Origin of the sequence: Providencia sp. PROV182 (assembly GCF_028480325.1) — a bacterium.
GTDB classification, from domain to species: Bacteria; Pseudomonadota; Gammaproteobacteria; order Enterobacterales; family Enterobacteriaceae; genus Providencia; species Providencia hangzhouensis.
In genome coordinates, this window is sequence record NZ_JAMPOL010000001.1 from 214,445 (window position 1) to 226,927 (window position 12,483).

Sequence of the window (12,483 nt, forward strand, 5' to 3'; positions counted from 1 at the left end):
GTTATTCATTGAGTCAATATTCCAAATAGCAAGTGAGTTAAATATAGTTAATATGATAAATGTTTTAGTTAGAGGATAAGCTAATTAAAATTGACGATGTGAAATAAATAATAGGCTTTTATTTGTTTAAGTGACTATTTGATTAAAATAAATACTATAATTCAATCATTTGATTGGTTTTTTGTTAAATAATAAATGATTTTATCATGCTTAGATTTTTCAATATGTTACATGTATTTTTTTGTAAATGTCTAACTTGTTTTTATTAAAACGTAATGTAGTTAATGATTGTTCAAGCGAAAATCAATTTACATTAAAGATAAAAAAATATAATTTCTGATAATCATATTAAGATGATTTGGCTTTTGTAAGCTGAACTCCTTTTTCTGGAGTTATATTTTAAATGTGAGGTTTTGATTTTCGATTAACTATTTATTAATCGTTCTAATAAAAAAGGAGTGTAATTTGATAGAATTTATAAACTCATTAACTAATTTTATTTGGGGTTCTTTACTTATTTATTTATTACTGGGTGCCGGCCTGTATTTTACTCTTCGATCAGGGTTTATTCAAATTAGGCATTTTGGTCATATGTTTAGTGTCTTAAAAAATAGTAAACAGTCCGATAGTGCGGGTATCTCATCTTTTCAGGCATTATGTACAAGTTTAGCCGCTAGGGTCGGCACAGGAAATTTAACCGGAGTTGCAATTGCGCTAACAGCAGGTGGGCCAGGCGCTATTTTTTGGATGTGGGTCGTCGCTGTACTCGGAATGGCTACGTCTTTTATTGAGTGTACTCTCGCACAGTTATACAAAACCAAAGATGATAAAGGAAACTATCGAGGTGGGCCTTCATATTATATGCAGAAAGGCTTAAACCAACGCTGGATGGGCGTATTATTTTCCATTTTCCTGATTATTGCCTTTGGTTTAGTATTTAATGCAGTACAAGCTAATTCTATTGCTCAAGCAACCGCAGTCGCCTTTGATTTCAATCCAATTTATGTTGGCATTGGCTTAGTTTTATTAAGCGGAGTTATTATTTTTGGTGGATTGAAATCCATTGCGAAAGTTGCTGAATTAGTTGTTCCAGTTATGGCGTTAGCTTATTTGTTATTAGCTTTTTGGGTTGTTGGGCACCATATTGAACGATTACCTGAAGTTTTTATGCTGATAATTCGAAATGCATTTGGCCTGCAAGAGGCTGCGGGTGGGGCTGTCGGTTATGGTGTTGCCCAGGCAATGACACAAGGAATTCAACGGGGGTTATTCTCTAACGAAGCTGGGATGGGGTCTGCACCAAATGCAGCGGCATCTGCGGCACCTTATCCACCACATCCTGCGTCTCAAGGGTATGTACAGATGCTTGGTGTATTTATGGACACCATCGTTATTTGCAGTGCGACCGCCATTATTATTTTATCATCTGGCGTTCTAGAAAGTGGAATGGATAACATTAATGGGATTGAATTGACACAGCTTGCTCTTTCTTCTGCTGTTGGCAGCTGGGGAAGTACGTTCATTGCAATTGCTATCTTCTTTTTTGCATTTACATCAATCATTGCTAATTATGCTTATGCCGAAAGTAATATGATTTTTCTAGAGAATAATCATACGGCTGGGTTATTTATTTTTCGTTTAGCTGCGTTGGGTATGGTGATGTTTGGTGCGCTCGCTGAAATGCCATTTATTTGGAAACTCGCAGACTTATCGATGGGCTTAATGGCGATAACTAATCTAATTGCGATCCTTTTATTATCGGGTATCGCTTTCAAACTTGCTAAAGATTATAACCAGCAGTTAGTTGCAGGCAAAATACCGACTTTTGATATCAATCAACACCCTGAATTAAAGAAACAGTTTGAGGAAGGGATATGGGAAAAAGAAGAAGTTGATAAGTGGGTTGAGAAAGAAACATCTCGCTAATACAAAACATTTTAAGCATAAAATTCTTAGGTGATAGCCTGAGAATTTTTTTTATGAAATATTATCAATGCGTAATAAGAATAAGCGCTTGCATTATAATTATTTGAGCTATAAGGTTTTTTAAGGTGATAAAATAAATGTATTATTACAATAAATACCAATTTCGAAACTAAATAGCTGAGAAAATTATGAAATTGAATCAGTATGCCGCAACGCTGTATGGGGTTATATCAATCTTGTTGTGGAGCACAATGGTAGGGCTGATCCGTAGTGTAAGTGAAAACTTTGGGCCTGTGGGTGGTGCTGCATTAGTGTATACAGTCGGTTCGCTTGTATTGGTACTCGTTATGGGGATACCAAAAATAACGAAATATCCTAAACGCTATTTGCTTTGGGGAACGGTGTTATTTGTTAGCTATGAAATCTGTTTTGTTTTGGCGTTAGGATTAGCTAATAACCGGCAACAAGCTATTGAACTTGGTATGGTGAATTATTTGTGGCCAAGTTTTACTATCGCACTTGCTGTGTTTTTTAACCGCCAGCGTTTCACTTTATTATTAGGATTAGGGTTGGTTTTAGCTTTTATGGGGTTGATCTGGGTAATTTCAGGCAATCAGCCATTGTCGGTGCAAACTATTTTGGCAAATATACAAAGTAACCCACTTTGTTATTTTTTAGCTTTTATTGGAGCCATTGTTTGGTCATTTTATAGTAATGTTACCAAGCGTATTTCTGGTGGTCACAATGGCATGGTATTATTTTTCATCATGACTTCTATTGGGTTATGGATTTTGTATTTTTTTAGTACGCCAACAGCGTTTATTATCAATAGCGAAAGCCTGTTGTTATTACTCGTTGCCTCTATTGCGACTGGTGGGGCGAATGCATTATGGACATTTGCGGTTATCAAGGGCAATGTGGCTTTTCTAGGGACGCTTTCTTATTTCACTCCAGTTATATCGACAGCATTCGCGTCTATGTTGTTAAGTACTGCATTAACGTTAAGTTTTTGGCAAGGTGTGTTAATGGTGACAATGGGGTCGGTGATTTGCTTTTTAGCGACTAGGCAAAAACCAATACACGGTTAAAAATGGCAGCGCATACTGGTGTAAGCGCTGCAACGGAAAATATACTGAAGTGAAATTTTTTGCGGGCTTATACATTAATAAACTTATTAATGGCGACAGCAACACCATCTTCATCATTGGTTGTGGTGACAAATTTAACCATTTGGCGAATTGGCTCTAAAGCATTGCCCATTGCGACAGAAACACTGGCGTATTGCAGCATTTGAATATCATTGTTTTGGTCTCCAATACTCATGACTTTGTCCGGTGTAATGCCTAGTTTTTCACAGATACATTCTAACGCTGCGCCTTTACTTGAGGTTTTATTTGATACCTCAAGGAAATATGGGCTTGTTCGAGTTAAAGAGTAATTATCAAAGACATTCTCTGGAATATAGCTGATACCCATATCTAATTTTTCTGGATGGTCAATTATCATAAACTTAGTAAATTCCAGAGAAGAGTCCATTTCATTAACGGGGCAATAGATAAGCGGAGTGTGGGTTAGATAAGCATCTGCCACCGTATAGTGACTAATATGGCGGTTTGCCGTGAACATGCTGTTATCCGCAAGAGCATGCATGTGGACCCCAACATTTCTAGCCAGTTCCTCAAAATATTGGAAGTCAGCGAAATCTAACAAATTTTCTGCCAGATGACTGCCATCATTGGCTTGGTGAATGACACTACCATTATTACTAATACAGTAGTTATCCGCTGTATTTAAATCTAATTCCCGCAGGTAGGGGGATATACCCGAAAATGGCCTACCGGAGGCTAAAATAATATGGACACCTTTTTGCTTAGCTTGTGTGATGGCCTCTTTTACTACGGGAGATATTTGGTGTTGGGAGTTAAGTAATGTGCCATCTAAATCAATGGCGACCAGTTTGATTGACATCCAATGCCTCCTAAAATTCGTGCTTTCTGCCAATACCTTACTCCAATTATTCGGAATGTAAATTATACAAATAGTTATAATTTTTACGCGTACTAGAATAATGAGTATTTGATGTGAAATTGAACAGAATATAACGCAGGAACTCTGTTCAATAGTCAAAGGTTGAAATGACAATGTTTTATAGCATTAGTGTGTGAATCAATAGATTAATGCGGCTAAAATATTCTCACTCATAATTATGAATCAAATGAAGCGGTTGCTTAACATCTAATTGGATTTGGTCATTCTGTCTAAAATCAAATGGCGTAATGCCATATTCCTTACGAAACATATAGGTAAAGTGGGACTGTGACCCAAAACCAAAATCCAGTGCGATATCGAAAATAGACTGGTTGCTGTTGCGCAGTAAGTTAACCGCACCAGCAAGACGGCGTTGGCGGATGTATTTACCCAGTGAAATCCCTGTGACTTCTTTAAAAATTTTTTGCATATGCCAAAGTGAATAGCCTGAATAAGCCGCGAGCTCTTCTAAGTGGATCACGCGCCCTAAGTGTTCTTCTATCCATTTACTCAAAGCATAAACAAGTGCTAAGTGGTTATCTTGTGGCATCTCAAATGTTTTCTAGTTTTACGGTAGCAGAAGTATACACAACTTCATTTCATCATGACAAAGGCTGCTTGTGCGGTATTTCCTATTTTTAGGATAAAAAAAGCACAATCAGAATAAGTTAATGGTCAATAGCACCTAAAATGAGCGAAATTTTTGTAAAAAGAGGTCAATTGCATATTTTCCTCAAATTTAAGGCTCGAAATTAGAGTACCATTTATTTTATAAACGCATTACGTGCAATGCCATAAGTGATATCAATCATAAAATGGCAGTACCTTAGTATTGTAATCATTTGAAAAATAAAATCATCATAGAAATATGAAGGAATTATCGGTGTTTGGTCGTAAATTAATTATTGTTATAAGTGCAATCTTGGCCTGTATTTTTCTCTATCTTTTAGCGATGGATAGCCTGTGCGACCAAGGTGGAGAGGACTTTATTTTTGGTATTTGTCGTGTAACTGACTTGTTACCATTTTGAATTTGCTTTTTAATGCACAATCCATGATATTGAGTTGGGGTAACTATCCTGCGGTATCATTTTGTTATGTGATGAAAAAAAATAACTAATAGCACCAGCTTCTGGTTCGTAGAATAGGGTAAAAACAGCGCCAGAAGAATGTAGTGTTAATAAGAAAATTCAAATAAACTTGTGTCATTATCATTAGTTTGGGCGATAAAAAGCAAGTAAGAGGACGAAAGGGTAAAGTTATGGCGCAACAGCAACAGACGCTAAAGCGGGGATTAAAAAATAGGCATATCCAATTGATTGCTTTGGGAGGCGCTGTTGGTACAGGGTTATTCCTCGGAATAGCAACAACCATACAAATGGCAGGGCCATCAGTTTTACTTGGCTATGCATTGTGTGGGTTTATTGCTTTTCTTATCATGCGCCAGTTGGGAGAAATGATTGTTCAGGAACCGGTCGCGGGTTCATTTAGCCATTTTGCATTTAAGTATTGGGGTGGTTTTGCGGGCTTCCTCTCAGGGTGGAATTACTGGGTTATGTTTATCCTTGTTGGGATGACAGAACTGACGGCCGCAGGTAAATATATGCAACACTGGTGGCCTGAGCTCCCGATATGGGTTTCTGCCGCGGTGTTTTTTATTGCGGTAAATGCCGTTAACTTGGTTAATGTTCGCTCTTATGGGGAAACTGAATTCTGGTTTGCATTGATTAAAGTTATTGCTGTCGTAGCTATGATTATTTTTGGTTGCTACTTACTACTTAGCGGTCATGGTGGCTCACAAGCGAAAGTGAGTAACTTATGGGAGTATGGCGGTTTCTTTGCTAATGGTTTTAATGGGCTAATAATGGCTTTGGCTATTATTATGTTTTCATTTGGGGGCTTAGAGCTAGTCGGTATTACGGCCGCAGAGGCAGAAGACCCAGATAAAAGCATTCCAAAAGCGATAAACCAAGTTGTGTACCGTATCTTGATTTTTTATATTGGTTCGTTAGCTGTATTGTTAGCGTTGTACCCTTGGGTTGACCTTGATGGCAAAACAAGCCCATTTGTATTAATTTTCCACGAATTAGGGGATTTACTGGTTGCTAATTCGTTGAACGTTGTCATTTTGATCGCTGCGTTGTCTGTTTATAACAGCGGGGCTTATGCGACAAGCCGTATGTTGTATGGTTTGGCACAACAAAGTAATGCACCTAAATTTCTTGCAAAAGTGAATAAAGGTGGCGTTCCAGTCATGGCATTATTAGTTTCAGGTATTGCGACTTCTGGCGGGATTTTAATTAACTTTGTGATGGAAGGTAAAGCTTTCGAATTATTAATGTCATTGGTTGTGACGACGTTAGTTCTGAACTGGATTATGATTTGTGTTTCAAATTTGAAGTTCAGAGCGGCAATGAACAAACAAGGTGTTGAAACGAAATTTAAAAGCATTTGGTATCCATTTGGGAACTATCTATGCTTAGCATTTTTGCTGTTAATTTTAGGGATTATCCTGACAATGGACGGCTTGCGCATCTCGGTATTAATTATGCCATTATGGATAGCGGTTCTATGGGTTGGGTACCAGTTCTCAGGGGCTAAAAAGCAAGATTTAGCTAAAAGCCAACAGCTGAGCTAAATTTGATTTTCTGATAATAAAAAGGTCGGTGGGAATATCCCACCGGCCTTTTTATACAGTAATGAAGTACTTAAATTACCATTGCCAACGTAACCAAGCGAATAATACGTTACCGTTATTATAAGTTCCCGGAATATAAGTGGCTTGTAGCGAAAGTTTGTCATATTCCACTGATACCAGAGGAAGCGGTGCTGGGATCGGAATATAGTACATATCCTTGCGGGCAGTAACACTGAGAGTGAAGCCAGCTCCCATGCGAAAACCATCAATGTCCCCGGGGATCCACATTTTTTGGAATGCATAACCACCAATTGGTTCCCAATCATTATGTGAATCTTTAAATGCCATTGCATAGATAGCATGCCAGTCATTGTCTTCATCATAACGATATTTACCAAAGCCCAGACCCCAAGGGCGCTCGTTATATTCATCTGTTTTTTTCTTGTCGTACATTGCACGGTTGTGCCAAGTCACAGCGGGAACGTATAGCTCATATTTGTCTGAGTCCCATGTGGTACTGACATTACTTTTAAATGTATCCCATAAATTTTCCGATTGCTCTTGTGCAACGGCAGGCGATGATATGCAGATTGAGGCGCTCATGAGTAGCGATGCACCTACGGCCAACTGTATGTTTTTATAAACTCTCATTGTAAATCCAGTTCTGTATCGCAGATATAAAAATGATGATTAGCTCGCTAATGATTATCAGATTAGCATTATTATTATAATTTTGAGCGAAATTATTTTAATTAAGATGTACAGAATATAACAGTATTTATTACATAGTTAAGGATAATAATTGGCTGGTCATGGTAGAACCGTTTAATTTTGCCTGTTTTTAAGTAGGATAACCGATAGATAAATTGGATGTTAACTTATCAGATTGGTTATTGAATAGGCTAATTCTCCTAAAAATAACCAATAATAATAGATAAGGTATTTCATTTTCTTATTAATAAAGCCGTTATTTGATAAGAAAAAATGAAAGAGAATTTTTTAATCAAGAATAAGAGAAAACATTGTGTCACTCATTATTGTTGTATTTAACGTTTTGTAATAAAAAGATATTTTTAACAATTTAGGTGATTACGACTAGTAATGTTGATAGAGCAGACATTTATGAAAAATAGCGTGCAAACAAATCTAAAAAGTATGATGCACGTCAAATAATGACTTGTCTCAATGGGATGAAATGAGTGTTATAGGCGGCAGGTATAAGCTGCTGCATGTCAACACGGGTAGGAGCGAGTACTTAAAGGTTTATAGCATATACATTGCTGTGCGTAACCTTGGCTTCTAACTAACAAAGGAACATCACCATGATGAAACGCCAAGAACCACTGACTGAATATCAAGCAAAATGCTTGGCTATCGCTACAGACAAAATATTATCACCAAAACAAAAAGCCAATTTTTTAGCGATAGAGGCCGATAGTAATATTCCTTACCTTGCGATGAGCCAACCCCTAGCGGATGCGTTAAATGAACGTGTTATTTGTGATATGTATGAAGGAAATGCACCGTATAAGCCACGTTATGTATTGCCCGATTATGTAAAATACCTCAAGCAAGGTTCAAAATACTTAGAGTTAGCCCCTGCTGAGGACTTTGATGACGCCCTTAATCATCTGATGATTTTGTACCACCACGTCCCTTCGGTAACCAATTTCCCTGTGTTTTTAGGGTATTTAGATAAAGTCCTCATGCCATACGTGGGTGAGTTGACAGAAGAACAACTGTATCCAAAACTAAAAAGATTCTGGGTGCAGTTAGACCGAACTCTACCTGATGCTTTTATGCATGCCAATATTGGGCCTGATGACAACGTTATTTGCCGTTTGATTTTACGTATTGATGCAGAACTGAAACAAGTCGCACCTAACCTGACATTTGTCTATCACCCACAACGCACACCAGAGTCGCTTTTCTTACAAGCGATTGAGAATATTTGTGAATGTAGTAAGCCACATATTGCAAATGATATTGTTCATAGTGCGGCATTCGATAAACAAGGTTACGGTATTGTCAGTTGTTATAATGCATTACCTGTTGCGGGTGGCGGAAGCACTTTAGTTCGTATTAATTTGCGCGAAGTTGCGTTACGCAGTCAAAATTCAGCTGATTTTTTAAATGTGCAATTGAAAAAGTATTGTGAGTTACAAATGGAACTCATTGAAACACGTAGCGCATTTTTATATGAGGAATCTAATTTCTTCCAAACCAGTTTTCTTGTTCAAGAGGGGTTAATTGAGCCAGAACGCTTTGCACCGATGTTTGGTATTTATGGTTTAGCAGAGGCCGTGAATATCTTGATGGAAAAAGATGGCGTGAAAGGCCAGTACCAAGCGAATTCACCAGCTTTACCATTGTCTTATCAAATTAGTGAACAATTGGCAGACTTTGTAGAAACAACACCGGTTAAATATGGCTATAAAAACCGAGCTATGCTTCATGCGCAATCTGGGATTAGCTCAGACATAGGAACGACGCCGGGGGCTCGTATTCCATATGGTGAAGAACCCGATCCTGTGTCGCATATTCAAGCCGTTGCACCTCATCACAAACACTATTTATCTGGGATCAGTGACATTTTAACCATCGATGAAACGATTAAACAAAACCCGCAAGCATTAATGCAATTGTGCAAAGGGGCGTTTAGTTGTGGGATGCGCGAATTTACCGCAAACGTGGCAAGTAATGATTTAGTCCGTGTCACTGGCTATATGGTGCGTTTGTCAGATATCGAAAAATACAAAGAACAAGGTTCTAGAAGCAATACTACCTGGTTAGGTGAAGAAGCGACTAAGAACTGTAAAATTACAGCCCGTCAGCAGCGAGTCATCAGCAATGAGCAATCGATGCGCTACGCTGAATAAGGTTATTCCTTTTTCCTGCGTAGATGGGCCGGGCAATCGACATGTTATCTTTTTGCAAGGTTGCAATTTACGTTGTTTGAATTGCCATAATCCATATACCATGGCGCTCTGTGACCATTGTGGGGACTGCGTTTTAACCTGTCCTCACAATGGGTTATCATTTGTTGATGGTAAGGTTATATGGGATAGCGATGCCTGCCAGCTCTGTGACACTTGTTTACAAACGTGCACTAAGAATTCAAGCCCAATGACAGTGTCGTTAAGTGTTAATGATGCTATCAATGACTTGAAAAAAAATGTTGTCTTTCTGAATGGTATAACCATTAGTGGCGGGGAAGCAACAACACAATTACCTTTTATTATTGGATTATTTAAAGCGATTAAAGACACACCGGAACTGAAACATTTAACCTGCTTTATTGACAGTAATGGCCATCTTGCTTCTGCGGGGTGGAGTAAGGTAATTGAGTATACTGATGGCGTAATGATTGACTTAAAATCATGGAGCGATGAGTGTGCCTTAAGATTAACTGGGAAAGATAACCAACGTGTATTTCAATCAATTCAATTTCTGGCACAAGCGGGAAAATTGTATGAATTGCGTTTATTATATATTCCTCAGCAAACAGATTATCTAGAACATATTGATAAACTGGCTGATTTCTTAAATCAACTTCCTGCAAAAACACGAATAAAAGTTAATGCTTTTCAGCAACATGGCGTAAAAAATGAAGCGGCTAACTGGCCTGCGGCAACCCAAACGGAAGTAGAGACATTTGTCCAGCTATTAAAACAGCGAGGTGTCGGTAATATTCATTTGCCTAATGTGTACTTATAAGTCACGTTAATTTTTCCTGTGTAATATATTTCCCCTTTTTATCTAAGTCATTAAAATTCATTCACTAACCGCTGGTATTTGTTAAATGATATGAGACAATCAAGGTGGTTTTATTGTTTGATTTAAAATGATTTCAGTAAACCTCGCTTATCAATCTATTCAAATGCTTTAGCCGAAAAGGGGAATCACTCATGAGGATCAATGCGTTAACCATAGCCGGAACAGACCCATCGGGTGGGGCGGGTATTCAGGCGGATTTAAAAACTTTCTCTGCGTTAGAGGCTTATGGTACGAGTGTGATGACGGCATTGGTGGCTCAAAATACCCGAGGCGTGCAATCCGTCCAAGACTTACCCCCTGAATTTGTGGCGGCACAATTAGACTCTGTTCTCAGTGATGTGCGAATTGATAGCGCAAAAATCGGCATGTTATTTAACCAAAGTAATATCGCAGTTGTGGCGAAGGCGCTGAAGCAATATCCAATTCCGTATGTGGTATTGGATACTGTAATGGTGGCTAAAAGTGGCGACCCGTTACTATTACCCGATGCGGTTGATGCACTGCGCCAACAATTATTGCCCCTCGTTTCTATAATTACACCGAATCTCCCTGAAGCCGCGGTATTACTAGACGAAAAAGTTGCACAAACAGAAAGCCAAATGTTGACTCAGGGGTATAAATTACTTGAAAAAGGTTGCCAAGCGGTGTTGATGAAAGGCGGGCACCTAAGTGATGCTGAAAGCCCTGATTGGTTAATCACACCTGAAGGTGAATGGCGCTTTACCTCTATTCGCGTAAATACTAAAAATACCCATGGTACTGGGTGTACTTTGTCAGCGGCTTTGGCTGCTCTGCGCCCTCGTTGCTCTGATTGGCAAGAAGCGGTTACGCAGGCTAAAGCCTATTTACAAGCTGCGTTAGAGCAAGCGGACAGTTTAGAAGTTGGCAAGGGGATTGGCCCAGTACACCACTTCCATGCATGGTGGTAGCCTGTAATGATTGAAAGCCCGAACACTAGGGCTTTCTCGTTATATTTTAAGCTAATAAGTTACATTGAGGCGGCAACCGGCACTGAATAGCATTCGGCTGCACTGCGAACGTAAAGGTATCTCCCGATAATGGCTCACCATCAAGGTTTAAGATCATATCGTGAGGAGATGAAATTTTTACCCATGATAATTGCCTTTCGACCAAGTGCTCGTTTTTATCGTCTGAAAATAGGTTTGCTAAAAATGCGGGTATGACATCCCTTGCAGGAATAATCAGTAAATTTAATGCGCCATCATTAATCAGTGCTTGCGGTGTCAGTTGTTGTCCTCCGCCCGCTTGGCGGCCGTTTCCGACAGCGATGACCAACGTTTCACCTTCCCAACTAAAGTTTTCGCCCTCAATGCGGCAAATATCCGTTTTCAGCGTATCAGGGCGCAATAAGCCATTTATCACGTAAGCGGCACCGCCCAATGCTGATTTCAGTGCTTCAGGCGTTTCGGTGGTAATACGCGTCCCAAAGCCGCCAGTTGCCATATTGAGAAAATAATATTGCTTATTGACTTGCGCAATATCAATGGGAACTGCTTTACCTTTTAATGAGAGAGCAAGGGCGGCTTCAATATCCAGTGGAATATTCGCGCTGGTGGCAAAATCATTTGCCGTTCCCATCGGGAGAATTCCTAAAGTAGGGCGAGAGTCACTCGGGAACTTCATCAAGGTACTGGCAACCGCATTTACTGTGCCGTCACCTCCTGCGGCAATGATGGTATCAACGCCGTGTTTTATTGCCTGAGAAATAAAATAATAAGTATCATCCAATTCCCACGGAATACGGACTTGAATTTGATGGCCTTCATTACGTAAGTGAGTAATGGCCTTTCGCAGCTCAGCGTGATTGGCTTGTTTACCATTAAGGATAATCATGGCTGACTGATATTGATTCATATATACCCATCCATTCGGCTTAACATATGGCAAATATTCGTTAAAATGAGTATAAATGGATTTATAAGATATTGATGAGCTTATTTTAGATTTTTTACAGTAATAGCGTTAACAAGAGAAATGAAATAGAAATTGCAGATAAAAGAAATGGCTAGCTCAAGGGAGATTGAGCCAGCCAAGGAGGTGGTTCCTAGTCTTATTTTATGACTTTCTAGTTCTTCGTTTTCAAGAGTGACTATA

At 38.9% G+C, this 12,483-nt stretch carries 11 protein-coding genes; 7 read left to right on the plus strand and 4 right to left on the minus strand.

The window, feature by feature from the left end:
• Positions 1 to 465 precede the first annotated feature (465 nt).
• Both PR834_RS01065 and yddG read left to right on the plus strand, forming a co-directional pair.
• A complete protein-coding gene (locus PR834_RS01065; RefSeq protein WP_094960470.1) occupies positions 466 to 1,926 on the plus strand; it encodes an alanine/glycine:cation symporter family protein in 1,461 nt (486 codons plus the stop codon).
• Positions 1,927 to 2,114: 188 nt separating this feature from the next.
• On the plus strand, positions 2,115 to 3,014 hold the full coding sequence (gene yddG, locus PR834_RS01070) for an aromatic amino acid DMT transporter YddG (protein WP_094960471.1): 900 nt from the start codon (positions 2,115 to 2,117) through the stop codon (positions 3,012 to 3,014).
• Between the two features lie 67 nt (positions 3,015 to 3,081).
• Here the strand turns inward: yddG and yidA are convergent, their stop codons facing one another.
• Positions 3,082 to 3,894, minus strand: a complete 813-nt coding sequence (yidA, locus tag PR834_RS01075; protein ID WP_004253474.1) for a sugar-phosphatase — start codon at positions 3,892 to 3,894, stop codon at positions 3,082 to 3,084.
• A gap of 226 nt (positions 3,895 to 4,120) precedes the next feature.
• Complete coding sequence (locus PR834_RS01080; RefSeq protein WP_004253477.1) at positions 4,121 to 4,504, minus strand: helix-turn-helix domain-containing protein; 384 nt, start codon at positions 4,502 to 4,504, stop codon at positions 4,121 to 4,123.
• A 333-nt stretch (positions 4,505 to 4,837) separates the two neighbouring features.
• On the opposite strand from PR834_RS01080, the gene mgrB reads away from it, so the two are divergent.
• On the plus strand, positions 4,838 to 4,984 hold the full coding sequence (gene mgrB, locus PR834_RS01085) for a PhoP/PhoQ regulator MgrB (RefSeq protein ID WP_004253482.1): 147 nt from the start codon (positions 4,838 to 4,840) through the stop codon (positions 4,982 to 4,984).
• Positions 4,985 to 5,214: 230 nt separating this feature from the next.
• Positions 5,215 to 6,591 (plus strand): amino acid permease, encoded by a 1,377-nt coding sequence (locus tag PR834_RS01090; protein WP_036957645.1) that lies wholly within the window; start codon positions 5,215 to 5,217, stop codon positions 6,589 to 6,591.
• Positions 6,592 to 6,666: 75 nt separating this feature from the next.
• Here PR834_RS01090 and pagP read toward each other — a convergent pair whose 3' ends face one another.
• Positions 6,667 to 7,242 (minus strand): lipid IV(A) palmitoyltransferase PagP, encoded by a 576-nt coding sequence (gene pagP, locus PR834_RS01095; protein ID WP_094960472.1) that lies wholly within the window; start codon positions 7,240 to 7,242, stop codon positions 6,667 to 6,669.
• Positions 7,243 to 7,913: 671 nt separating this feature from the next.
• Between pagP and PR834_RS01100 the strand changes: the two genes are divergently transcribed.
• The 3 genes from PR834_RS01100 to thiD all read left to right on the plus strand — a co-directional run bounded on the left by PR834_RS01100 (position 7,914) and on the right by thiD (position 11,297).
• Complete coding sequence (locus PR834_RS01100; protein WP_112308354.1) at positions 7,914 to 9,470, plus strand: YjjI family glycine radical enzyme; 1,557 nt, start codon at positions 7,914 to 7,916, stop codon at positions 9,468 to 9,470.
• A complete protein-coding gene (locus PR834_RS01105) occupies positions 9,442 to 10,308 on the plus strand; it encodes a YjjW family glycine radical enzyme activase (RefSeq protein WP_272536320.1) in 867 nt (288 codons plus the stop codon). Before PR834_RS01100 ends, PR834_RS01105 begins: the two co-directional genes overlap by 29 nt.
• Before the next feature lie 191 nt (positions 10,309 to 10,499).
• Positions 10,500 to 11,297 (plus strand): bifunctional hydroxymethylpyrimidine kinase/phosphomethylpyrimidine kinase, encoded by a 798-nt coding sequence (gene thiD / locus PR834_RS01110; RefSeq protein ID WP_004253495.1) that lies wholly within the window; start codon positions 10,500 to 10,502, stop codon positions 11,295 to 11,297.
• 46 nt (positions 11,298 to 11,343) lie between these two features.
• Here the strand turns inward: thiD and yegS are convergent, their stop codons facing one another.
• Positions 11,344 to 12,243, minus strand: a complete 900-nt coding sequence (yegS, locus tag PR834_RS01115; RefSeq protein ID WP_004253508.1) for a lipid kinase YegS — start codon at positions 12,241 to 12,243, stop codon at positions 11,344 to 11,346.
• Positions 12,244 to 12,483: the final 240 nt, after the last annotated feature.